The following is a 23601-nucleotide window of genomic DNA, read 5'->3' on the forward strand; positions in this document are numbered from 1 at the left end:
TGGGCATGGAGACAATTGTGGTGTATCTGGAGAACATGTTTGCCAATCTTCCGAGAACCTCTGAAGTAGAGCATCTAAAGCAGGAGCTCTTAACTGGAATGGAAGATAAGTACCTGGAGCTCAAACGAGAGGGCAAATCAGAGAACGAAGCGATCGGTATTGTGATCTCCGAGTTCGGTAACATTGAGGAGTTAACCGCTGAACTTGGCATAGAACCAGTTCATATGGAGGAAATGGTACCTGTACTGACGGAGGAAGAAGCCTATGCATACACTAATGCGAAGAAAAGTGCGGGATTGTGGACAGGGCTTGGTGTTTTGCTATGCGCGTCAGGCGTAGGATTCTTGATCTTCATGAGCACCTTAGCTGAGAATTATGGTATGTCAACAGCTCAGAGTTCCATTGACACAGGCAGTGTAATAGGTCTGATTGGTATGTTTCTACTCGTTGCCATTGCGGTCGGCATGTTCATTCACAGTGGTATGAAGCTTGAACGGTTCAGTTACCTGGAGGAAGGTTTCCAACTGCCATATGCACTTAAGCAGAATCTTCAACGTAACCAGGCGAACTTCGCCCTGACTTACCGAGTAGCGCTCATCACAGGTGTAAGCTTATGTATTCTAGCCCCAGCGCTTATATTCGCAGCCGCTTATCTGGGTGATAACTATGCTCCTTATGGTGTATCCTCTTTTATGGTCATGGCGGGAGTCGGTGTATTCCTATTCGTATATTATGGTAATACTCAAGGGGCCTATACCACATTGCTGGAGGAGCATCATTTGACGGCAGAGAAGAAGGAAGAAGTGCGTGCTGTGAAGGCCGTGGAGGCTGTAATATGGCCGCTGGCGATAGCAATCTTTCTATTCACAGGCTTTATAATGCATCGTTGGGACATCAATTGGGTGATATTTCCGATTGCAGGCGTATTGTCCGGTAGTTTCGGTAATCTATACCACATCATGAAGGATCGTAACCCGTCTTAAAGCGCTAGCCTTGAAGTCTCGATACTCAATTGGAAGCAACCACATTTTTACTGAAATCAATGGTACTACTGACAATAAGAGGTTTGACAATTCACGATATTACATTGTGGTTGTATCTCTTATCCTGACATATTTGTATGTTGGCTCACCTTGTGTGTAGTTTAAAATGCTCCCATCATAGTAGGCAGTGAAATCCAAACTGTATCTCTACTATGCTGGGAGTTTTTGTTTTGCATTTATCCTATATTGGGACAATATCGATTTAGTTTAACCTTGCTGCAACAAAAATGAGCGAATGCCCGTGGTGACCAGATCATGGTCTTCTTCATCGGGCAAGCCCGATACGGTGATGGTACCCACTTGTCCCTCATTCTCAACGATCAGTGGGAAAGCTCCTCCAGCCAGTACATAGTCCGCGTCAGAGAGGTCATAGTCCTGCTCTAGAGATTGGTTCTCGTTTCTCAGCCGCAGGGCGGTGTGCCAAGAGCTGGACGAGAAGTGGTTCACCACATTGTTTTTCCGTCTAATCCAATTTTCATTATCCGGATGGGTACCCTCCATCGCATGCAAAAAAAGACGATGCCCCTTCCGTGTGATATCGATGGTTACGGCTTGTGAACGACGTTTGGCTTCTTCGACGAGATGTAGACCTAGCTGAAGCGCAGTTTCTGAATTAAACGTGTGGAAGATCAAGTCCTTTTCTTCCTGCTGCATTTCCCCTAATTTCTCTGTCAGTGGTTGATTCATGCTCGGTTAGCTCCTCTTCGATTATGATTGATGTCTACATTCGACGTGGTGCGATGTAGTACCTGCATGATTCGGAGGGTGGAGAGTGCCGTACATTCTGCACTACACGATAAGCCAGTCATTTGGAGACCGTGTATCCACTGTGGTAAAGTAAGGAGAACGTCGTTAGACAAAATTTTTAATATTAATATTAGAATCTATTTTAATAAACCCTAAAGTAAGTTATCGCTCAGAATTGCGTTATAGTCAGGAGGAGAGGGTACGATGCTGTTTTATTTTGTGGCACTGCTGGTGACCTTAGTGGATCAAGGAACCAAGATTGCAGTGAGGATGTATATGGAAGTTGGAGATGTAATGAGGCTCGGCGACTCTGGCATGCAACTCCAGCATTACGAGAACACTGGTATGGCCGGCAGTTTGTTTCAGGGAAATGCACGCTTATTCGGCGTGATTGCTGTCCTGTTCATCGCAGGTATTCTATATTACCGCAGAAAAGGTGAGATTCGTGGTTTCTGGATGCAGGCTGGCGCAGGCTTCATGGTAGGTGGTGCGCTCGGTAATGCGCTCGACCGATTCATATATGCCCGGGTAACGGATTTCCTGGTGTTCCCTTCTGGACGCGGGATCTTGAATCTCGCAGATGTTGCGATCAACATCGGTGTAGTGATGATTATTATCGGCATGTTAATCCGTGCATTTCAGGGTTATCGAGCTAAACGGTTACGTAATGCTCTGCCCAAAAATTGAACGTCCGTAACGTATAGAATAACAACAGGTTGTTATAGGCCGTAGAGCTACTAAATGAGAGACATTGGATGAATTCCGATGTCTCTTTTTTGGTTCTTTTCCATCCCTTAAGCAGAATAGATCGCTTGATTCATTTTAACCGAAATCGTTTTAGAAATAAGAAAGGGTATTTTATGTCGATTGATGTAAATACAGATGGTAGTAGAGGGGATGGAAGAAATACACATGGTTCCTCCAAGTACTCTATGGGTATGTATTTACATATTACGCAAAGGAGGTACAACATGAGAACATCGATTACTAAGGCTCTTCGGGCGCTGTTGCTGTGTGGAATAATGGCTGTACTTCTATCTTCGTGTACAAGCAAAGATAGCGCGAATGGCAAAGTGCAGATTGAATTTTTCCAGAACAAGCCTGAGGCGAAAGCAACTTTTGACGAATTGATCCAAACCTTCAACGCCGCACATGCTGATATTCAAGTGACTCAAGTCAATCCACCCGATGCGGAGACAGTTCTGAAAACTAGGGTCGTTAAGAATGACATACCGGATATTATGGCGATGGGTGCAACCGATACCTATTCCACGCTCGCTCAGAGTGATATTTTCACCGATTTAACAGACAGCTCTCTACTCGAAACGATAGATCCCAATTACATACAGATGCTAAAGGATCTTACGGGAATGGATGAAGTAACAGGTATTCCTTACGCAACAAATGCAAACGGCATCATGTACAACAAAACGTTGTTTGACGAAATGGGGCTGGATGTGCCCAAGACATGGGATGAGCTGATTGCTACCGCCCAACAAATTAAGGATGCAGGCAAAATCCCCTTTTACTTCACTTATAAAGATGACTGGCAGACAAGCTTGCCCTTTAACGCGCTAGGTTCCAATCTCGCAGGCATTGATTTTTATCAGCAACGTCGGGATAACCAAGTCACTTTCAAGGAGAAGTATCGTGAGGTCGCAGAGAAACAGCTTGAACTGATGAAGTATGGTCATAGTGATAACTTCGGTAAAGCGTACTCGGATGGTAACCGGGCGTTTGCTAATGGTGAAGCCTTCATGTACATCCAAGGAACTTGGGCTATTCCAGAGATTCGTAAGGCGAACCCGAATGTGGACATTGGCTTCTTCCCGTTCCCAACTGGTAATGACACAAGTCAGATCAAGCTTGTAAACGGTATCGATTCGTTGTTTACCATTGCCGCGGATACGCCAAACCGAACACAGGCCGAGGAGTTTATTGCCTTTTTGCTGGAGCCTGAGAATATCGGAAGATATATCGACGAACAGACATTGTTCTCTGCGGTAGAGGGCGTCAAGCAGGATGATCCTGCCGTGCAGGAATTGATGCCATATATTGAGCAGGGCAAGGTCATCGACTTCGCCGATCACTATATTCCAGCCGCTGTGCAACTGAATTCCATCGTGCAGTCCTTTTTGCAAAATCAAAATATCGATAACTATCTAGATACACTTGACAAAGAATGGGACAAGGTAGCGAACCGGCGTTAACCCTTGTCGTAGGAGGATGGCAAATGAACAAGCGCATGGCACCCTATTATTGGATGACCGTTCCGGCGGTCGTATTGTTCTTCGTATTTATGACACTGCCGGCGATCCAAGGGATCTATTATTCATTCACGAACTACAATGGTTTCGGTAAACAATATGATTTTGTCGGATTCAAAAACTACTTCAATCTATTTCGGGATGACAATGTGGGTAATGCCTACTGGTTTACCTTCAAATTCGCGATCGTGGTCACGATCTTAACGAATATCCTTAGCCTGCTTATTGCACTTGGGCTCAATGCCAAGATTAAGTTCCGTAACTTTTTCCGTGGTATCTACTTTTTGCCCAATATTCTAAGTGTATTGATTGTAGGTTACATATTTAACTACCTGTTCTCCAACGTATTTCCGATCTGGGGACAGAACCTCGGCATCAACGCACTATCAACGAATATTCTGGGTAGCGAAAGCTTAGCGTGGATCGGGATCGTTATTGTGGCGGTGTGGCAGTCGGTGGCGTTAAACACCATTCTGTATTTGGCCGGTTTGCAAACGATATCACCAACACTGTATGAGGCATCAAGTATTGACGGTGCAGGTAAATGGCGTGAGTTCTGGAGTATTACCTTCCCGCTTATTGCACCATTCTTCACGATTAATATGGTGCTCGCGATGAAGAACTCGCTCATGGTCTTCGACCAAATCGTAGCTTTAACTAACGGTGGCCCCGGACGGGCAACGCAGTCGATCTCCCATCTAATCTACACAGGAGGATTCGAAGGCGGCGAATATGCATATCAGTCTGCGAACTCGGTTATTTATTTCATCGTTATTGCGGTGATTTCCATTCTACAAATCCGGTTCCTGCAAAGAAGGGAGATGGATCTGTAATGAGAAGCCGTCTAGGTACGAACTGGCTCGTGATGTTACTTGTTGTGCTAGGTACACTGTTTATCTTGTTCCCACTGTATATGACCGTTACGATTGCTCTGAAAAATCCAGAGCAGATGGCACAGTCGGTATTCGCCATTCCGACAACACTCCACTGGGAGAACTTCGCGAGTGCGATTGATATGACGAACTTCTTCCAGTCGTTCCGCAATAGTGCTATGGTGACCGCATCGACGGTTGTGCTCACACTTCTGAGCAACTCGATGGTCGCTTATGCGATATCACGTAATATGGAGAAACAGAAGTTTTTCAAAGGATTATATTACTACTTCGTTAGTGCAATGTTCATTCCGTTTCCCATCATCATGCTGCCGATTGTTAAGCTGACGTCTTCCCTTGAGATGACTAACTTACTCGGTCTTACTTTGTTGCATACGGTCTATGGACTTGCTTTCAACGTATTTGTGTATGTTGGATATATCCGTTCGATTCCGGTGACGCTGGAGGAGGCAGCATTTGTGGATGGTGCGACGACTTGGGGCACGTTCTGGCGTATCATTTTCCCGTTAATGGCACCGATCAGTGCCACAGTCGGTATTCTGACATGTCTGTCGACTTACAACGACTTCTTGCTACCACTCGTCATTATCAGCGATCCGTCGCAATATACACTGCCACTGGTGCAGTATGTGTTCCAGGGTCAGTTCAATACAGATTTCAATCTGGCATTTGCCTCCTATCTGCTCGCATTGTTGCCGATGATTATCATTTATCTATTCGCTCAGAAATGGATTATTAACGGGGTGACACAAGGTTCTATTAAATAAGTATTTCGTTGATCAAGCCTGAACCATTGGTTCAGGCTTTTTTGCTGTTCTTTGTTAACAAGATTGAATCGGAAAAATAAGCAAATCATAAGGTCCAACTTATGTAAATATTATGAAAAAGCATCTTTTTCCATTCATTTTCAAAATTTTTGAAAAAAATAAAATTATTTTCGTAAAAGCGGATGCTTTTTCAGAAAGTCTATGCTACTATACCCCTTGTTTACATGTTGAGACATCAAGATTCAATGTCGGAAGTTTAAGTACAATTATTTATTTTATGGAGATTAAAGAGGTGACATCATGAGTGCAGCCGTTACGGAAACAGGGACACAGCAACAGGGCAAATCGCTTAATCTGTTCGCATTAACCTGGCCGATTTTTCTGGAATTATTTTTGTTTATGTTAATGGGTACGGTCGATACGTTGATGATTAGTTCCGTGTCAGACAATGCAGTAGCTGGAATCGGAGCTTCGAACCAGATTATTACGATAGCGATTTTGCTCTTGGAGGTTGTCGGTAACGGAGCTGCGATTGTTGTTGCTCAATATATCGGATCGAAGAAGCTGTATGAAGCAGCAAAAATTACAGGTATGGCAATTACGCTGAACCTCATCGTGGGTCTATTGCTCAGCGGGGCGTTCCTTGTGTTCGGCGGAATGCTGCTAGAGAGAATGAATGTGCAGGGTGAGATTCTAGTCTATGCCAAAGCGTACATGCACATTGTCGGAGGCGCTATCTTCCTTCAAGCGTTGATTAATTCCTTGGCTGCGATTATTCGTACGTATGGATTTACCAAAGAGACGATGTATGTCTCCGTATTTATGAACGTGCTTCACGTTGGTTTGAACTACGTTCTGATCTTTGGTCACTTCGGCATGCCAGCACTTGGGGTAGAGGGTGCGGCAATCTCAACAATTGTGAGCCGTTTTGTCTGTCTGTTGATCTTCTTCTGGTTGATGTATCGTGTGACCGAAGTGCGGGTGGAGATCAAGTTCTACCTGCAATTTACGAAAAACTATGTAGCGAAGATTCTGAAGATTGGTATTCCATCCGCAGTAGAGCAGATTATGTACCACTCTTGTCAGCTTGTCTTTTTCTTCTACGCCACGTTCCTCGGTGCAGAAGCACTGGCTTCTCGCCAATACGCACATAATATCTCGTCTTATATCTATCTATTCAGTATGGCGATTGGTATGGGTACAGCGATTATGGTGGGACGACTGGTGGGTGCCAAGCAGCAAGAGACAGCTTACCAGCGTGTTTGGAAAAGTGTAAAATGGGCCATGATCGTGACTATCGCTGTCGATCTCGTGGTGATTGCATTCCGTGTGCCACTTGTAGGCTTGTTCACGGATAATCCGGAAGTGATTCGTATTGCTGCACAGGTCATCCTGCTCAGTATCGTGCTCGAAACGGGACGCACGACCAACATCGTGATCATTAACTCCCTTCGTGCCGCAGGAGATGCTAAGTTCCCCGTATACATGGGACTGATCTCGATGGTCTGCCTAAGCTTGCCGCTAGGATACCTGTTTGTATTCCAACTGAACATGGGTCTGGCAGGAATCTGGCTAGCGATTGCAGCCGATGAGTGGACACGAGCCTTTATTATGTACTTCCGCTGGAAGAGCCGCGCTTGGGAGAAACACGCCCTTGTGGATCATGATGAAGATGATTCGATTGGAGCGCAGCCCGTTCCAGCGGTCTAAAGTAGAAGCTAATATCATACATTCGCCAAGAATGGGATGACTTAAGTCGTTCAATAGATGAGCCGATTATGGGGAGTATTGTGCCTATGGTCGGCTTTTTTCTATGGTTTGCTGTCGCAAATCACAAATATCGCAAAAATGATCAAAACGATTACGTCTCATTTCCGTATAGTACAGATATAGAAGGGGGCTGCACTTCAATTTGAATCCATACAGTGAAATGGTACAGCAAAGTCTGTATTTTATTGAGACCCATCTGTACGAAAATATAGGGCTTGAAGAAGTGGCTTCAGGAGCTGGATTATCGCCCTATCACTATCACCGTGTATTTCGGAAAGAGGTAGGCATGACCGTTGTAGAATATATTCGCAACCGCCGTTTGAGTGACACTTCGACCATACTTAGATCCACAAATATAGGAATCTTGGACATTTCCCTGGGCTGTGGGTTTGAAAGCCAGGAGGCGTTCACACGTGCATTTAAGAAGGTGTACGGATTGCCGCCAGGTCGATTTCGCAAATTGTTTAACCTGAAATTATTCCAAGCTAAATCTAGAGGAGGAGAATTAAGGATGAACAACACATCAACTGTCCAAGGATGGATATTAACAGGAGGTCACCCACAAAATTATGAAATGGGCATAGATCCTACAATGGTACATCAAGGTAAATCCTCAGGGTATTTGAAATCCATCACACCGATGGAGATGAATGAGTTTGCTACGATGATGCAGCAATTCAAAGCAGATAAGTATGTAGGTAAACGGATGAAGTTCTCTGGATTCGTCATGACCGAGAAGGTTGAGCACTTCTGTAGCTTATGGATGCGTGTGGATAATAACGTTCAGGATGTTCTCCAGTTTGATAACATGCATGATCGGTCGATTTCTGGCACACAGCCTTGGAATCAATACCATATTGTACTCGATGTGCCGGAGGGCAGTGCAGTTATATCATTTGGGGTTATTTTATACGGGAAAGGAAAAGTGTGGGTGGATAGCTTCCGTTTCGAAGAAGTGGATCGTAATACGCCAGTTACCCACATGGATACCGAATATGAGATGATGGATGAACCGGTGAATCTGTCATTCGAAGAATAGAAGATGTGTACTATACTTTGTGCATATTATAGCCAACCTGATACACGGGGTGGCTCTTTTTGTCATCCATGGGGTATAAAACAAGGGAGACAAAGCTCAAGCTGGGGAATATGGATGTCAGGCGAAGGTATTTGCTTAGGTGTGAAGATGTGAATCAGGCTGCATAGCCAATTTGCCAAACCCTTGGTACCATATATCTATGAATCGTCTTGATATGAGTTCAATAAACACAGGAGTAACTGATGAAATAACGGAAGAGGATGAATCCGATGAATAAAAAAGTGCTGGTTGTGGATGACGAAACAAGTATTGTCAGTGCCATCTCCTATGCTTTGCGCCGTGAAGGCTATGAAGTGGAGACGGCGAATGATGGGGAAGAAGCACTGGAGAAGGTGGCAACGTTCCATCCGCAGGTTATGATTCTAGACGTGATGATGCCGAAGCTCGATGGCTACGGTGTATGTCGTAGACTTGAGGATCGGGAGGATATTGGCATTATTTTATTAACAGTTAAAAATGATATTGTAGACAAAATCGTGGGCCTGGAAATGGGCGCCGATGATTATATGACGAAGCCGTTCGAGATTCGCGAACTGCTCGCCAGAGTGAAAGCCCTGATGCGCCGTGTGGAGAAGAGCAGTCCACCACCTGAGGATCAGAAGAGCCAAGCGATTATTAATGGAGCTCTGCGTATTCATGTTGCTCATCGCACCGTCACCGTAAATGGCGAGAAGCTGGAGCTGACACCAAAGGAGTTCGACCTACTTACCATTCTGATGTCCAATCCAGAACGCGTATACACGCGGGATGATCTGCTGGATCGAGTATGGGGGATGGAGTATGCAGGAGGTACCCGTACGGTGGATATCCATATTCAGCGCCTTCGCAAAAAAATTGGTGATACGGATCAGGAGAAGCTACAAACCGTCTACGGGATCGGATATAAGGCATCTGCTCCCGAAGCGAGTGGACGGATATGAGAATTAGCATCAAATTGAAATTCAGTGTTTTCCTCGCAGCCTTGCTGATTCTCACGGTCGTTGTGCTCAGCTACCTCGTATTACGTGGTATCGAACGCAACCAGCAAACGCAGATCGAGGACATTCTGTCACAACAGACCCGTCTGGTGAATCTGAACGTGCGCCAGTCCTACTATACGGAGTCGATTCACCTGGAGCCCGGCGCATTTCTACAGCAGAGCGGTCGCCGGCTTGCTCAGGAACTCGCTAACTCTACAGGGCTTCCTATCGCTTTATATGATATGGAGGGACAACAGGTCGGCTCATCCATCACAACCGGAGAACGTACAGAAGATATGACGGAGACGTTGAATTATGTGCTTCAGAATAAGATCGTGTACCGGGAGCAGGGGGAGACGCTTCTCTATGTTGCTCCACTCGATGGACCAGATGGGCAGATGGGCGCTGTACAGATGCAATATTCTATTCAGAGTTATCACGAATTCTATGCTCGAATTCTGAATTTATTTATGTGGGCAGGAATTGCAGTTGTAGGGTTAAGCTTTATTCTCGGTTATCTTTTCTATAATCGATTTGCTGTGGCGATCACACGCTTGAAGAAGTCTGCGGATTCTATTCGCGAAGGAGACTATATTGAAGCATCGCCTGTGAAACGGAAGGATGAACTGGGGGAGCTAGGTCAGGGCATCTATTATATGAGCAACTCCATTCGTCAGAATATTACAGCGATGCACGATGAGCAGCAGAAACTGAAGCTGGCCATCGAGAAGCTTCAAGCGCTCGAACAACAGCAGAAACAATATATCGGGAACATCAGTCATGAGTTCAAGACACCACTAACCTCAATCAAGGCCTATGTTGAATTACTGAACATGTACAAGGATGATCCTCAGTTATTGGAGGATGCAACGAATAACATTGGCAAAGAAACAGAGCGATTGTATGAGATGGTAGAGAAGGTGCTGCACATCTCGGCACTGGAGAAGTATGATTTTGAGAATCAGGCTGAGAATGTCGAAGTTCGGGCATTACTGGAGGATGCTTGTGGACGGATGCGCGGCAAAGCGGAGAAATTCGGGCTCGTGATGGAACTGAATCTAGAGTCTGCAACCATTCACAGTGACCGTGAGAATCTAATGCACATCTTCATCAATCTGTTGGACAACGCTATTAAGTATAACGAACCAGCCGGTGTGATTCGTGTCTACAGTGAACCACGTGTGGAAGAACAGAAGGCGGTTATTCATATCTTCAACTCGGGCACACCGATTCCAGAAGAGTCACGTGAGAAGATATTTGAACCTTTTTACACCGTTAACAAAGATCGAGCCAGAAAGACCGGGGGCACAGGCCTGGGGCTGTCACTCGTGAAGCAATTTGTAGAAAAACAGGGCGGAACCATTCAGCTAGTACCGCTGCATAAGGACGAAGAAGAAGGAACAACGTTTGAATTGACTTTTCCACTTGTGAATCCAAGTTTACAAGTTGGAAACAATTCTGAATAACTTTGGATGTAACCCATCGGTATGATTGATCTATAGACAGCATTCAGGGGGGAACATGATGAATTGGAAACAGATGGCTTTAGGTGCGGTTGGGACGATAACACTCTTGTCTTTAGTTGCATGTGGGGGAAATACAGGAACGAACGGTAGCATGGGAAGTGGCGCAGGAGGGACAGATATCGTCGTTAAAGATAATACGAATCCATCCGTATACCAGAGCTTCAAGCTTGAGAAAATCGATAAAATCGCAAATATTCGCGGCGTGGATTGGTTATCGTCTGATTTAATTTTACTAGATAAGCCAAATCAAGATCTCAAGCCAGTCACGGTTGAGGGAGAAGAGCGGTATCCGCACAATATATATATGCATGACCTTGCAAAAGGAACAGATACGTTGATAAAAGAGAGTGATGTCAGCTTGGCGGCACCGATGGCTTCACCGGATGGGCAATATGTTTTCTATCGTGAGCCTGAGGAGAGTGTGGGTAAAGGCTTCATTCTGAATCTGAATAACGGCGAGTCTGTACAAACGGGTAAGGATATGGGATTTGTAGGTGAAGGTGCATGGCTTGATAATACACATGTTGTGTATCCGAATATGGAAGGAAATCTGGTCTCGGCCGATGTCGAAGGGAAGACGAAAGTGTTAGTCGAGGTAGGTAGCTTCAACATTCGTAGTGTAGAGGTTTCCGGCAGCGCAGTGTACTACATTACGGGTGAGGACGGTCAACTGAACGCTTACGATGCGGAGACTGGCGAAGTGAAGCAGTTACTGAAAAGCGTGGAGTGGGTCATTCCGTCCAACGATGGTACGAGACTAGCCATTGTGAAAAAGACAGCCGATACGAAGCGTGCACTAGTGCTTACTGATCTAGAAGGCAATGAGAAAGCTACACTTGCGCGCGGCACGCAAATTTTTGGCACAAGCTGGTCGCAAGATGATTCCAAAATTGCCTATACAATCAATTCCGAGAGTGATAACGAAAAAGGATTGTTTGTGTCTAACACCGAGTCGGCCGAACAATTCCAGATCTCTGCGGACATGGATAACGTGTCTGATCCGCTTGCTTGGAGCCCAGAAGGCAGTAAAATATTGCTGTCACAGTCTGTGCTGGACAGTGCAGGTTATCACTTTGAGACTTCTATCATTACGATCTCAGAGTGAGTTGAATCGATTAATGGAAGGGAAAGATCCAGTATAATTCCATAACTTGCTTGCCTTTCTATACATTTATATTGACTAAGTCCGTGCGCTTCCGATAAACTAGAATGCAGGAATTAAAGTCGAATGTTGTGCAGCAGTTCGAGACATTTGTTTCGGGCGGCTGTTTCTTTTTCTTTTTGACAAGTATGCATATGTATCGTCGATTGGAATGATTAGTTTACGAAGCAAGGGCACACCGTTGTCGGCATGCCGGGAATCCGGCCAATATCAACATGGAATAGGAACAGGTGATATACATGTGTAACAGCGCGTATCGCGTGCTTTTATATTATAAGTTCGTGAAGATTGAAGATCCTGAAGCATTTACGCAAGAGCATCTGCAATATTGTAAGGATCTAGGTGTCAAAGGACGTATTCTCATTGCTGCTGAAGGCATAAACGGCACTGTGTCGGGGACGCCAGAACAGACGGAGCAATACATGAAGGACATGCATGCGAACCCGCTCTTTAGCGATATGGTGTTTAAGATTGATGATGTAGAAGAGCATGCGTTCAAAAAAATATTTGTTCGTCACAAAGCAGAGTTGGTCACCTTCCGTGTGGACGAAGAGCTTGACCCCAATGTGGTTAGCGGCAAACGTCTCTCACCGAAGGAGTTCCACGAGCATTTGCAACGTGATGACGTTATCGTAATCGATGGACGTAATGACTATGAATACGAAATTGGTCACTTCCGCGGAGCGATCCGTCCGGACGTCGAATCATTCCGTGAGTTTCCAGAATGGATTCGAGATAATCTGGGCGATATGAAGGACAAAAAGATCATTACCTACTGCACGGGCGGTATTCGTTGTGAGAAGCTGACTGGATTCATGATTAATGAAGGGTTCCAGGATGTAGCTCAACTCGAGGGCGGCATTGTAACGTACGGTAAAGATCCAGAAGTACAGGGTCGTTTGTTTGATGGTAAATGTTATGTATTTGATGAGCGTATTTCCGTACCAATCAATCGTACAGACGAAGATATTGTGATTGGTAGCTGCTATCACTGCGGAACAACGCATGACCGATATATTAATTGTCCAACCTGCAACCTACAGCATGTTAGCTGTGAGGATTGCGAAGAGACGCATAACCGCTTTTGCTCGGATGCTTGCCGGGAGGCAGCGCCAGTACACGCATAAGCAGGGAGAGCAGGTGCTGCACGTGAAACGTGAAGATGAAATGACGACGCGTGAACGGATCTTGTTCATGCTGAAGCGACAAGGCACGTTGACCGCGAGGGAGATAACGGCTGAACTGGGGCTGACAGGTATGGCTATTCGCCGTCACCTTACGTCACTGGAGCAAGAAGGGCTAATTGAGGTTCATGAAGCCCGTGCTACAGCAGGACGCCCGTCATCGGTGTATCATCTGACGGGGCTGGGAGATAATTTTTTCCCGAAGTCTTATCCTTCGCTTACACTGGAGTTGTTAGAGGAACTATCGGAATCTGCGGGAAGCGGCATTGTAGATACGTTGTTTGAGAGCCGCCGGGATAAACTGTTGCGTAATGGTTTGCCTCAGATGGAGGGTCAGGATCTGGCTGGACGTGTAGAGGAACTGGCGCGTATTCAAAATAACAACGGATATATGGCAGATGCTTCGCAAGAGGATGACGGTACTTATGTCATTACGGAACTGAACTGTCCAATTGTGCAGGTGGCAAGTGTATATAAACAGGCTTGTCGCTGTGAATTAGAGCTATTCCGTTCGTTGCTGAAGGCTGATGTGGAGCGCACAGAATGTTATGCCGATGGTGGCAAGAAATGCACATATCAGATTCGTGAAGCATAAGGGAATTAATGATGGTGAGTTAACATGAATAGGTTAACATATACGATTGTTTCGATCTGTCGAAACAGTCTTTTTTTGATTGGGTATTACGTAAATACGTTACTTAAATACTTGTATGCGTGTTATAATGGAACAAGCATCCGGTGCTTTTCTACATCTATATATTTGTTGGAAACTCAACTCGTATATTCTGTCAACTTTGCACATAGGAGTGAACAATGATGAATGAACTGCTTGATCCCAAGAATGATTACATATTTAAACGGATTTTTGGAAGTGAGGATAATAAGGATGTACTTCTGGCTTTCCTTAATCAAACGTTTAAGAACGCAGGGGAGTCCCTACTAACAGAAATTGTATTACTTAATCCATATACGGACAAGAATACACCGAGAGAAAAGCAGTCCATACTGGATATTCACGCAAAAACAGATATGGGCAAACTAATTAATGTGGAAATGCAGTTGTTTAACCAGTATGATTTAGAGAAAAGAACTTTGTTTTATTGGGGAAAACAATTCTCCGGACAATTACTTGAGGGTCAGCGTTATAGTCAGCTCAAAAAATGTGTGACAATTAATATTATAAATTTCAGTATGCTTCCTAATGATCAGTACCACAACGTATTTCATTTAAGAGAAGATACTACACATATACCGTTGACAGATGATTTAGAAATTCACTTTATGGAGATTCCTAAGTTAAACGATACCAATATCAAGATGGAAGACGGATTAGTGCGCTGGTTATTATTTCTTAAAGGAATAACAAAATCTAGCTGGGAGGCGTTAATGATGCATGAATTGGAACCTGCATTGAAGAAGGCCATGAGTGTGTTGGAGTTTCTAAGTCAAGATGAACAGGCGCGTCAACAATACGAGGCACGGCAAAAGTTTTTGCGCGATGAGGCATCAATGATTGAAGGTGCACGTGAAGAAGGATTGAAGAAAGGCATGGAAGAAGGGATTAAAGAAGGCATGAAAGAAGGAGAAGCAGAGAGTAAACGCAAGATCGCACAAAATATGCTTTCCATGGGTCTTGACCAAGATACCATTATGAAAGCCACAGGACTAACCTCTGCTGAACTAAAAGTGATACAGGAAGAGCAGAACTAAACACACTACTATATAGAGGAATCGAATTGCATGATCGGTGTCCTTTGGTGCACAACCTCCAGCGACACTGAGAATATTAAATAAAAGTAGGAATTGTCTGAAAAATAATTATTGTAGAATAATTTGAAATAAAGCGAAGAAGGCAACGAGGAGACGAAGCATCAACGAGCCCTTCTCTCTACACCGTCGGTGTTAACGAATCTGAGAGACCTTATTCGGCCATATAACGACCAATGGAAATGGTAACGAATCTGAGAAACGTTATACGACGAAATACAGCGTAATGGATCTAATCCTAGCGCCCAAAAGGCGTATTAGCGTGTCAACGATTCGTTAGAATTTCCTGAATGCAATTTTACCGAGAATAAGGCCGACTGAGTTCGTTAGAGATGGAGCATGATCAAGAGTCGTGATTCTCACATCTGACGCTAACTTAAGTGCATTGTCCCCCTTTTATCATCGGTCATCTTCTCAATCCTACTGGATCACTTTCCCTTGATGTACCCCAGCATGCCCGCGGTAAACGTCCTTGCTTGAACCAGAAATTCATCAAACCTGCTTTTTTAAGAACCTTTCCAGTCACGTCCTAGACAGCCCATGTAACTTATGGGTTGTCTTTTTGGTTTGTGTAATGTTTTCTATCACCGATAATCAATTAATCCAAATTGGAAGCGGTTCAACCATTGACGGGAAGGAGGACGCCCCTTAATATTAGGGAAACAATAAAAGACAAACATCGGTCATGGTCATCAGTCACATGGAGGATCGTCTGCATTTGTCTGCTTTTGTCGATAAAAGCAACAATGCGTTGATGCGTTCGCTATGTCCCGCCCTATCGTGTCAACAGAGTGATGAGGGCAACAACATTTTATTCGATGGAGAGGGGTTCTCACATGAAAAAGAAATTTTGGTTGTCTCTAATGATGGTTGCATCGATGATCGTAGCAGCTGGTTGCGGTAATAATGGCGGTACAGCTACTGAATCTGAGGGCACTGGCGGCAGTGCAGGCGAAGGAAGCGCAGAGAAATCATATCGCATCGCTATCTCACAAATCGTAGAACATCCGTCACTTGATGCTACACGTGAAGGATTCATTGCAGCGCTGAAGGATGCAGGGATCGAAGAGAACAAGAACCTCAGCATTGACTATAATAATGCGCAAGGCGATTCAACGAATAATCTATCCATTGCTCAGAAAATCTCTGGAGATTCCAAAAATGATCTTGTACTTGGGATCGCTACACCATCTGCATTAGCCTTGGCTCAGCAAGTGAAGGAGAAGCCATTACTCTTCGCAGCGGTAACCGATCCACTAGGGGCTAAACTGGTGAGTGACATGGACAAGCCGGGTGGCAACATAACGGGTGCATCCGACACCAACCCAGAAGCTATTGTGCAGCTGGCTGATTTTATTGCTAAACATCTAACGGATATCAAAACGGTAGGCCTTGTCATTAACGAAGGTGAACCGAACGCAGTGGTCATGGCGAAAAATGCGGAAGAGGCTCTTGCGAAGCATGGCATTGCCCTGGTTAAAGCCCCTGTGACCAATACATCTGAAGTTAAACAAGCGACGGATTCCCTGGTGGGTAAAGTCGATGCTTTCTATATCACACTCGACAACTCTGTTGTTAGTGCGGTAGATACGATCATTCAGACGGCAAACAAAAACCAAATTCCGTTCTTCTCTAGTGACCGGGATACGGTTGAAAAGGGTGCTTTTGCAACTGTTGGCTTCAAATATTATGATCACGGATATCAAGTGGGAGAAATGGCTGCGGATATTCTGAAGAACGGCACAAACCCAGGAGATATGAAAGTAACCGTTCCAGATAAGCTGGATCTAATTCTGAACCTGAAAGCAGCTGAAGCTCAAGGTATCACAGTTACCGATGAGATGAAGGCAGAAGTGAAGGATCAGGACAATAACATTATTCAATAATTGACCGGGGCATAACCGGGTGAGTGGAACGAGGCGAACATGCAGGTCGGTTCGCCTCATTCTTTTCAGGTAAATAGGGAGGAAGCAACGTGAGTATAAGCTGGAGTTCAATTGAAGGAGCGATAGAGCTCGGTCTGTTATATGCATTAATGGCACTCGGCGTATATATTACGTTCCGAATCCTCGACTTCCCCGATCTCACCGTTGACGGAAGTTTCACAACAGGAGGAGCCATTGCGGCGGTGATGATCTCGAACGATTTCTCTCCTTGGCTCGCCTGTCTTGCGGCAATGGGTGGGGGCATGTTGGCTGGTATATGTACGGGATTGCTTCATACGAAGGGTAAAATTAATGGCTTGTTATCCGGTATCCTGATGATGATTGCCCTGTACTCCATCAACCTGCGTATTCTAGGCGGGGCACCGAATAAGTCCATTATGGGTATGGACAGTCCGTTCTCGGGTGAGCATGTCATGGTCATCATTATCATCGTTGTACTGCTATTCAAGATCATGCTGGACCTGTTTATGAAAACAGATATCGGACTTGCGCTTCGTGCAACAGGGGATAACAAACGTATGATCCGAAGCTTTGGAGCCAATACCGATGTAACGACAATTGTTGGTGTCAGCCTGTCCAACGGATTGGTTGCTTTGTCTGGAGCATTTATTGCGCAGCAAGCTGGCTTTGCAGATATTACGATGGGGATTGGTATGATCGTTATCGGACTTGCCTCAGTTATTATCGGAGAAGCGATTCTAGGGGCAAGAACTGTATTCTGGGCAACCCTGGCGGCTGTGGTCGGTTCAATCATATATCGGATTGTTGTGGCAATCGCACTTGAAGTGCCTTGGTTCGATACGTCTGACATGAAATTGATTACTGCTATTATTGTTATTATTGCTCTCGTGTTCCCTTCCCTGCGACGCTCAATGAAACAAAAGAAGCTGGCACGCAGAAGGATGCAAGAGCTGATGCAATCGACAGGTCAAAGGGCGACGAAGGGAGGCATGTGATCATGCTGGACATTACACAAGTCACCAAGCTGTTCAATCCAGGCACAACGGATGAGAAGACTGCACTGGTTGGTGTGAATCTAACGATGAACCCGGGAGACTTCGTCACCGTAATTGGCAGTAATGGAGCAGGGAAGTCCACGCTGATGAACATCATATCAGGTGTGATGAAACCGGATATGGGCGATGTGCTGATCCATGACCGTTCGATCAAAAACCTGCCAGAGCATAAGCGCAGCAGCTGGATTGGCAGGGTGTTCCAGGATCCGATGGCAGGTACCGCACCGCATATGTCCATTGAAGAAAATATGGCGATGGCCTATAAGCGTGGCAAGGGACGTGGACTTGGCTTTGGGGTTACCCGTGCAAGACGAGAAATTTTCAATGCTCAGCTAGAGAAGCTGGGTATTGGACTCGAGAAACGGCCGAATGCCAAGGTAGGTCTGTTGTCTGGCGGGGAGCGTCAAGCACTTAGTCTGCTCATGGCCACATTCACGCAGCCGCAGATTCTGCTGCTCGATGAGCACACGGCAGCACTTGACCCTTCACGGGCGGAACTGATTACGGAGCTAACCGAGACGTTAGTTCGTGAGATGAGACTGACTACGCTTATGGTCACGCATAACATGGAGCAGGCGATTCGCCTGGGGAACCGTCTGATCATGATGGACAAAGGCCGAATTATTCTGGATGTTAGCGAAGAACGCAAGCGCACATTGACCGTCTCTGAGCTGCTTGGCGAGTTCGAACGCATTAGTGGTAAGAAAATGGCAGACGACCGCGTAGTACTGGGATAGAGAACAGTGCATTTTATCTGAAAAATACCTAGTAAGATAACTTTTAGTGTATTAGGTACCTGCTTATGAAAGTATTCAAGATAAGAACCTTTTGCGAGAACGCAAAAGGTTTTTGTGTGTTAAGATGATGGAGTTTATATGATTTTGATCTCATAGAAGTTTCAGGTAGGAGGAAGACGCATGTCATTGCAGTTCGAGGAAAGTACATATACGGTCTCCCGGCGCACCGACTCGGTGTCTTTGCTCGCGAAGGAGTTTGCTTTGCTACATTTTCTCTATGAAAACAGAGGGAAAGCATTCACTCGCAGTCAGCTTCTAGATCGCGTGTGGCCGTTAGAATATCCTGTCGAGCGCACTGTGGATGATCATGTCTATCGTCTTCGGAAAAAGTTAAAGCCCTGGAATGAAGTTAGGCTGGATACAGTACGCGGGTATGGTTACCGACTCACTCTTCAAGAGAACCGATCCGCCCTACCTGATAATCCCTCTATGTACGACCAGGATATGCGGGAAGTTATACAAGGATTGTTTCGCAAATATCATTTATTTGGGCAAGGAAAGTCGCTACTTACCTTAATGAATCAGCAGGAGGTATTAGGCATTCAGATGGATGCGTACTACCGCATCTATATTCACTTTATCCAAGGTGATCTTGAATGGCTAATAACAACGGAAGAGATCACATTTGAGGAGCGTCTATACTGGCTGCTGATCTTTGTACATGCACTTGTTGAGCCTGCTGAAGCATTACGATTATACGAAATGGCTCTACATTCATCCGCATTATCACCGGAACAGCAAGAGGAGCTTCGTATTCTTAATATCATCGAAGTTTATGCAGAGGTAGGACAGTATGCCCGAGCTAAGAAGCAATTACAAGAAACGTATAGCGTCATTGAAACGGATGAGATGGTTAACTTCCAATTACCTGTAGGGCTTGCTGAGCTGTATGTAGAGTTGTGGGGCGGGAGTGCTGAAGCGGTGGAAGCACAGATTGCTCATCTCCGCTCTGGATTGAAGGCTGCTCCATACCTACGTGAAATTGGACGGTTTCAGGTCATGGAAGGACTATGGTTGCTAAGACAAGGACGAGATCGAGAGGCAGAACTCCGATTGGATGATGGCCTAGACGTACTCAAAATGACCTTGAATGCACCGTTATGTCTGAATTCATCCAAACAGGTGCTATTGTTTATGGTGCATCATCGGATTGAAGGGCGTTTATTCAAGAAATATAGTCAGCTCTATGAGGACATCGCCAAAATGTATGGGGTACCGCGATACGGCTCGCTCATTGTAGATGAAGTTCAACAATTTCTGTCCCGTTAGTCCCCTAATCACAATTCATCTGATCTTCCTCTGATATAACTCCACTATGATTACAACCAAGTACCACGTGTTCTACTCATCGCGAGTGCACGGTTGTAATCAGAGGAGGAGCTACTACAATGACGACTATTTCTAATCCATCAAATGAATCTTTAGATGGTTCCACTGTACCTAAGACACCACCCACGACATTAAAATCAAATGCTACATTTATGCGGATGTTTGTCGCCTATGCACTGGCGACATTTGGAGACTGGTTCGATACACTCGCCATTCAGGTGATGGTTGCCTATCGCTGGGGAGTCGATCCATTCATCATTGCACTTATTCCGGTATGCATGGCGGTTCCGGGGATACTACTAGGCTCGCTCGCAGGTACACTAGCCGATCGTGTACAGAAGGTGAGGATCATGTTACTATGCGATGCGATTACGGTGGTGCTGACCATTGCCATTTTATTTGCCCCAAGTGCATTATGGCTGCTCCCGCTTCTGGCGCTTCGAGCTACGATGGGTGTACTGCATGTTCCAGCCCAACAGGCATTGACGCGCCAGGTAGTGGCGGAGGAGCATCTATTCCAGGCATCTGCCATGAACGGATTCGTAGCACAGTGCTCCAAAGTTGCTGGGCCGCTGCTTGGTGCCGTGATACTTACGTTATTTTCACCTCAAGTGTGTATTGTCGTTAACGCGGTCACTCGCCTGATATCTGGTGCAATCTTATGGCCATTGCGACAGTTGTCCGAGGACGATAAGCTATCAAGTGCTCTCAGGGGTAACGCGCAGACAAAGGAAACTAAAGCTCAGCATGAACCTCGAAATGAAACTCAGCCAGAGTCGTTTCGTGCACAATGGCAGGAGGGTTGGAGATTTATTCGAGACAGCCGCAAAATTATGAGTACGTTGGTGTTTGGCTGTATGGGTCTGATGGCGATCCTGATGATCGATTATCAGTTCACCACACTGTTTCGTGAGATCAAACCAGGTCATGAAGCTATGGTTGGTTGGCTTGGTTCATCCGCAGGTGCGGGTGCGGTAGCTATCATTTTGCTCTTAAATCGATTGCCACGAATCGGCTATGGATGGGGACTTGGAGGAGGTTATCTGCTCATCGGTGCTGGCATTGCTGCCTTGGGCTGGATCGGTTCAGAGACTGCTCTATTCTGGATCGTCGTATGGGGACTATTCATTGGGGTAGGCAATGGACTCTTTATGGTTACACTGAATTACCTGTTGCAAAAGGAAACCCCTCCTGCCTTCACAGGCCGAGTGTTCGGTATTCAAAATTCTTTATCCAGTGTGGTGCTGGTTGTTGCTCCTCTTGTAGGGGGGATTTTGATTCGTTCGGCCGGGGCGAGCCCAGCGTTCCAATACATCGGTATTGCCACATTTATGATTGGGATCATAGGCATCGTACTGCAACGTGTCTTATGGGCAGAGGGGAAATCTCCCGTAGCTACCTTACAAGAATAAGTTTGACTCGCTATCGTTTGCGACCAACTTGATCACGATTGGATGCTGTAAATTAAAACATGAACAGCCGTTGCTGGTTTTTCACCAGAAGCGGCTGTTCTTTGGCATGCGTAGCGTAGCATGCAGCAGAGTAGCAAGAAGAAGTGTTTTACCAAGTTACACTTCCCACCAAGCAAAGTAAGCAGTTGAGGCTAGTAAGCCCGCAACGGAAAGGGAGCCACTAACAGTCAGATTGATCGACTGACCTGGGGGAACAACATATTGCCCCCATACACTCGATGCAAATGGCCCAGCCTGTAGAGGCATCGCCATAATTGTCGTTGCTCCGGATGGAGCGGAAGCGGAGGCACGTACCGTTGCAACGCTGGTATTACTGCTGGATAGATTGCTGTTCACTGCGGCTATAGTGGTTGGTGTGGTTAGTGTGCCATTAGCGCTTAGTATCATCGAACCACTAAAGGAAGACAGAAGGTTGAGCCCTACCGTAATCCCGCCAGAGAGTCGTGATACATATAAGGTTCGACCGCTACCCACAGGATTGGTTAGTTGTACCGTTGCAATGACGCTACCTCCTAACAATCCAAGCGTTGTTGAGTTGGTTGAACCTGCGTTATATAGGTTGCCTGTGTTACCGGCATCCGTCTCAGGTGGAGCAACAATGCCGGGGGAAGTAAAGGTGTTTGTATTGGAGGTATAGACGGGCTGACTTAAAGGATTGAATACATTATTATTCGGCACAGTATACACCACCTTTATAAGAGATTATTCAAAAAATCCGCTTTTGATTACGAAGAATGCCCTGAGGCATCTCAGCATCGAAGTTGGGATTCAGCCGAAATAAGTGGGATGCTTACGAAGTTTGTTTCCTTAGGAAACAATGTAGTTGCTCACGTAGGTTTGCCTACGCTCCGCTACTCCATTTCGATCTTCATCCCATCTTCTCGGTACTGAAAACCGTCCTTTTTGAACACGCACTATAAGTAGATTAGAATTCCCACCACGATAGATTGATCGCTGCGGTCTGATTCCCCGTACCCAGACTAATCGATAATGTCTGTCCCGGAGGAACAACGAGTGCACCATTAAAATCCAGCATGTACATACCTGCCGTTAGCGGAATACTGATGAGACTTGTGAATGCACCGCCGAGTGTGCCTGTATTTTGCCTTGTGGTGACAACACTGGCGTTGGCATTACCAAGTAAGGTATTGACTGGAACAGGTGCATTGCTGCCTGCAACTGTTCCCCCCGAATATATAACCAAGGTTGCCGCTGCTGTGGTGCCTCCTAGTATGCTTGATATCCGTATCGTTCTGCCACTGCCAGCCGCATTGATGATCTGCAACAGAAGGTTTTGGTTGGAGGGAATGGAGGAGTTATTCGTAGTCAGTGTAAAAAAACTACCAGCCGCCGCGGCTCCGCTCTCTGCCGAAGCCTCAATACCAGGAGCGGAGAACGTATTAGTCAACTGTGTGAATAAAGGGCCGTTCGACTGATTGAACACATTATAGTTCGTTATCTCTTCCACCTCCCTTACGACCAATAGATAACTCTATAGCTATAGAGATTGCTCCCAAAATCAGAATCAACAAGCCCTAGAACAAGCCTTCTCTCGTATGCTCCATTGTACTTGCATTGTATGAGGGAAAAGGTTGAAGGGTTTGGGACAAAATGAGGAAAACTGGAAATAGCGGCAGATGCCGTGCCCGTATTTTAAATAAAGGCATACGATGCGGAAGCACATTTTTTAAGGGGAAATTGAGATGAGTCGAACAGCGAAGCGATGCAAGAAAAAATCGCATCCATCAACTAAATATGCAAACCGCCGCCAACCTCGTCGTTCCTGCCGCGCTAAATTGCTGAAACCCCCTTGTTCCCGGATTACGCGTCCTCGGTTCAAGCAGGGTACTTCCTCAC

Annotated in this window: 21 protein-coding genes; 18 read left to right on the top strand and 3 right to left on the bottom strand. The window is 45.6% G+C overall.

Annotated elements, in window-relative coordinates; translation table 11 throughout:
- Positions 1-5: 5 nt before the first annotated feature.
- Positions 6-983, top strand: coding sequence for a permease prefix domain 1-containing protein (locus MH215_RS15065; protein ID WP_239291198.1), 978 nt, complete (start codon positions 6-8; stop codon positions 981-983).
- 267 nt (positions 984-1250) lie between these two features.
- Here the strand turns inward: MH215_RS15065 and MH215_RS15070 are convergent, their stop codons facing one another.
- On the bottom strand, positions 1251-1730 hold the full coding sequence (locus MH215_RS15070) for a heme-degrading domain-containing protein (protein WP_239291200.1): 480 nt from the start codon (positions 1728-1730) through the stop codon (positions 1251-1253).
- A gap of 264 nt (positions 1731-1994) precedes the next feature.
- Here MH215_RS15070 and lspA point away from each other — a divergent pair, with 264 nt between their 5' ends.
- The 17 genes from lspA (at position 1995) to MH215_RS15155 (ending at position 21684) form a co-directional block, all read left to right on the top strand.
- Entirely contained in the window at positions 1995-2477 is a 483-nt protein-coding gene (lspA, locus tag MH215_RS15075; protein WP_239291202.1) for a signal peptidase II, read from the top strand.
- A 284-nt stretch (positions 2478-2761) separates the two neighbouring features.
- Positions 2762-4000 carry an ABC transporter substrate-binding protein gene (locus tag MH215_RS15080; protein WP_239291204.1) on the top strand — a complete coding sequence of 413 codons (1239 nt, stop codon included), beginning with the start codon at positions 2762-2764 and terminating at the stop codon, positions 3998-4000.
- 23 nt (positions 4001-4023) lie between these two features.
- The gene (locus MH215_RS15085; RefSeq protein WP_056701770.1) at positions 4024-4890 is read left to right on the top strand and encodes a carbohydrate ABC transporter permease; all 867 of its coding nucleotides are present in this window, start codon (positions 4024-4026) and stop codon (positions 4888-4890) included.
- Complete coding sequence (locus MH215_RS15090; protein ID WP_239291206.1) at positions 4890-5717, top strand: carbohydrate ABC transporter permease; 828 nt, start codon at positions 4890-4892, stop codon at positions 5715-5717. Before MH215_RS15085 ends, MH215_RS15090 begins: the two co-directional genes overlap by 1 nt.
- Positions 5718-6017: 300 nt before the next feature.
- The gene (locus MH215_RS15095) at positions 6018-7427 is read left to right on the top strand and encodes an MATE family efflux transporter (RefSeq protein ID WP_239291208.1); all 1410 of its coding nucleotides are present in this window, start codon (positions 6018-6020) and stop codon (positions 7425-7427) included.
- A gap of 220 nt (positions 7428-7647) precedes the next feature.
- Positions 7648-8526, top strand: a complete 879-nt coding sequence (locus MH215_RS15100) for a helix-turn-helix transcriptional regulator (protein WP_239291358.1) — start codon at positions 7648-7650, stop codon at positions 8524-8526.
- A gap of 269 nt (positions 8527-8795) precedes the next feature.
- Positions 8796-9506 carry a response regulator transcription factor gene (locus MH215_RS15105; RefSeq protein ID WP_239291210.1) on the top strand — a complete coding sequence of 237 codons (711 nt, stop codon included), beginning with the start codon at positions 8796-8798 and terminating at the stop codon, positions 9504-9506.
- Entirely contained in the window at positions 9503-11011 is a 1509-nt protein-coding gene (locus MH215_RS15110) for a sensor histidine kinase (protein ID WP_239291212.1), read from the top strand. The genes MH215_RS15105 and MH215_RS15110 overlap by 4 nt, the downstream gene beginning before the upstream one ends.
- 55 nt (positions 11012-11066) lie before the next feature.
- A complete protein-coding gene (locus MH215_RS15115) occupies positions 11067-12176 on the top strand; it encodes a TolB-like translocation protein (protein ID WP_239291214.1) in 1110 nt (369 codons plus the stop codon).
- 296 nt (positions 12177-12472) lie between these two features.
- Positions 12473-13360 carry an oxygen-dependent tRNA uridine(34) hydroxylase TrhO gene (trhO, locus tag MH215_RS15120; protein ID WP_239291216.1) on the top strand — a complete coding sequence of 296 codons (888 nt, stop codon included), beginning with the start codon at positions 12473-12475 and terminating at the stop codon, positions 13358-13360.
- Between the two features lie 22 nt (positions 13361-13382).
- Positions 13383-14012 (top strand): helix-turn-helix transcriptional regulator, encoded by a 630-nt coding sequence (locus tag MH215_RS15125; RefSeq protein ID WP_343224584.1) that lies wholly within the window; start codon positions 13383-13385, stop codon positions 14010-14012.
- 221 nt (positions 14013-14233) lie between these two features.
- Positions 14234-15127: an Rpn family recombination-promoting nuclease/putative transposase gene (locus MH215_RS15130; protein WP_239291359.1), complete on the top strand. Its 894-nt coding sequence runs from the start codon at positions 14234-14236 to the stop codon at positions 15125-15127.
- Between the two features lie 893 nt (positions 15128-16020).
- A complete protein-coding gene (locus MH215_RS15135; protein ID WP_239291220.1) occupies positions 16021-17070 on the top strand; it encodes an ABC transporter substrate-binding protein in 1050 nt (349 codons plus the stop codon).
- Between the two features lie 89 nt (positions 17071-17159).
- Positions 17160-18086, top strand: a complete 927-nt coding sequence (locus tag MH215_RS15140) for an ABC transporter permease (protein ID WP_343224585.1) — start codon at positions 17160-17162, stop codon at positions 18084-18086.
- Positions 18087-18088: 2 nt separating this feature from the next.
- A complete protein-coding gene (locus tag MH215_RS15145; RefSeq protein ID WP_056701790.1) occupies positions 18089-18883 on the top strand; it encodes an ABC transporter ATP-binding protein in 795 nt (264 codons plus the stop codon).
- Positions 18884-19063: 180 nt separating this feature from the next.
- Positions 19064-20212 (top strand): winged helix-turn-helix domain-containing protein, encoded by a 1149-nt coding sequence (locus tag MH215_RS15150; protein ID WP_239291222.1) that lies wholly within the window; start codon positions 19064-19066, stop codon positions 20210-20212.
- 119 nt (positions 20213-20331) lie between these two features.
- A complete protein-coding gene (locus MH215_RS15155) occupies positions 20332-21684 on the top strand; it encodes an MFS transporter (protein WP_239291223.1) in 1353 nt (450 codons plus the stop codon).
- A gap of 156 nt (positions 21685-21840) precedes the next feature.
- Here MH215_RS15155 and MH215_RS15160 read toward each other — a convergent pair whose 3' ends face one another.
- Both MH215_RS15160 and MH215_RS15165 read right to left on the bottom strand, forming a co-directional pair.
- Positions 21841-22422, bottom strand: coding sequence for a hypothetical protein (locus MH215_RS15160; protein WP_239291224.1), 582 nt, complete (start codon positions 22420-22422; stop codon positions 21841-21843).
- A 247-nt stretch (positions 22423-22669) separates the two neighbouring features.
- Positions 22670-23212, bottom strand: a complete 543-nt coding sequence (locus MH215_RS15165) for a hypothetical protein (protein ID WP_239291225.1) — start codon at positions 23210-23212, stop codon at positions 22670-22672.
- Positions 23213-23601: the final 389 nt, after the last annotated feature.

Origin of the sequence: Paenibacillus sp. ACRSA, from assembly GCF_022346845.1 — a bacterium.
Classification (GTDB): domain Bacteria; phylum Bacillota; class Bacilli; order Paenibacillales; family Paenibacillaceae; genus Paenibacillus.